The 1,910-nt window shown below is 55.5% G+C and carries 1 protein-coding gene; it reads right to left on the reverse strand.

The features are described 5' to 3' along the window. Positions 1–97 precede the first annotated feature (97 nt). Positions 98–1,552, reverse strand: a complete 1,455-nt coding sequence (locus RSSM_RS17160) for a sulfatase family protein (RefSeq protein WP_008681417.1) — start codon at positions 1,550–1,552, stop codon at positions 98–100. Positions 1,553–1,910 lie beyond the last annotated feature (358 nt).

Genomic DNA, 1,910 nt, shown 5'->3' on the forward strand with positions numbered 1-1,910 from the left:
GTGTGGCCGAGTGACCACCTTGCCTTCAACGGTAGCTACGAGGACTGCGATTCGCTCCTCGGCTCCGCGTTGGAACGACGTCCGGCTTCGAGGAGGTCTAGTAGTCGTCGCCATTGATGCTGCGAACGACCGAGCGCATCCATTGATCCAGTGCCTTCTGCATGCGAACCAATCGAAGCTGCTGCTTCGGATCACCAGCCAGATCGTGCTCTTCCATGGGATCGTCGACCAAGTTGTATAGCTCGAACTTCTTGCCATTGATGCGATGGAGCTTCCATGGCCAATCGTTCCATGCGGCGTGCCCGGTCGTTGTATTTTCGGCGAACCGTGGGAACTCATCGACGTCCTTTTGCATGCGATGTGCGTTGTGCGGCAACGGTGCCCCCGTCTGCTGTTTTTCCATGATCGCTTTCAGAATTCGGTCGCTGTAGGTCAACTGACCAGGCTGGAACTGATGCCAGAACCCCATCGGCTGGCCGCGAGACGTGGACTCTCCCGAGATGATTTTGGTGATGTCGATTCCGTCGAGCGGATCAGTTGGCCCGTCGGTGGAATCGGGATCGACGCCGGCCATCGACAACAGCGTGGGATAGATGTCACACGTCCAAACGGGCACATCGGTACGCCCATGTAGTTCACGAGCGGGCCATTCAATGATGCCCGGAACCCGCAGGCCGCCTTCGTAGATACTGCCCTTTTTTTCTCGACCGCCTGACGTTTCGTCATTCAGCCCACCGTTGTCGCTGCAGTACCAAACGATCGTGTTGTCTTCGATTTTTAAGTCGCGGAGTTGTTTCCGCAATCGACCGACTTGCTGATCGAGCAACGTGATTTCACGGTAGTATCCGGCTTGCTTCTTTCCGGTGTAAAGCGGTGGTCCGTCGGGAACTTCTTGGTGTGGGTCATGCGGTGACGGAAACCAAACGGTCATGAAAAACGGCTGATTGCTGGTGCTATGTTTCGAAACGAATTCGATCGCATCGTCCATGACCAGGACCGATCCTTTGCCCTCACAATGTTCGACCTTTCCGTTGCGACTGAGGTAGGGATCGTTGTCGAAGAAATTCAATCCGACACACCATTCGTCGAACCCCATGCCGCTGGGGTTGCATGGCGAGTCCGGTTGTCCCGAACCGAGGTGGACTTTGCCGAAGATCCCGGTGACGTATCCGGCCGCCTTCAGCGATTCCGCGAGAGTATGTTCCTGAGGCCGCATGTAGCGTCCATGATTGGGCACTTTCGAACGGATCGGGTTGCGGCCTGTCATGACGCTCGCTCGAGTCGGCGAGCAAACCGGCGCGGCGGCATAGAAACGGTCGAACACAAACCCGTCCTTCGCCATCGCATCGATCTCGGGCGTTTGCAAGAACGGATGTCCGTAGTATCCGACGTCGCCCCAACCCTGGTCGTCGGCCATTACCAAAACGATGTTGGGCTTGGCGATCGCCGTTTCGTGTTGCGGCAGATCTGCGGCACGCAGCACCGGCAAAGAAAGACACGCAAGCGATAAAACAAACCAAGCCAGGTATCTAGTCAATGCAATTCGAGTCACTGGTCAAACTTCTTTGATGGCGTGTGTCGAGATGGATGGGTGAGCGGTTGGCGAGTTGGCAACGAACCATCCGATCGCCTGTGCTGTGAATCGGAGGTATCTATTCGAGGTGTACGTTCGTGACGATTCGATCGTCCTCGACTCGTAGCTTATGTCCACTACCGGGTACCCAAACACCAAGCTACGTCGGAATACGAGAGCGTATCCAAGAAAGATATAACCGATATCGCCAGACAGCGGAGATCTGAATCTTGGCGAATCCAACTATGGGATCGGACGTCTCAAATTTGTAATACGCTAGGGTAGCGAAACTCGCCAAGAGTTTCGGCAGGCTCTGCGAAACGCCGAAAGTCTTGGC

The organism is Aporhodopirellula sallentina SM41, from assembly GCF_000346505.1.
Lineage (GTDB): Bacteria > Planctomycetota > Planctomycetia > Pirellulales > Pirellulaceae > Rhodopirellula > Rhodopirellula sallentina.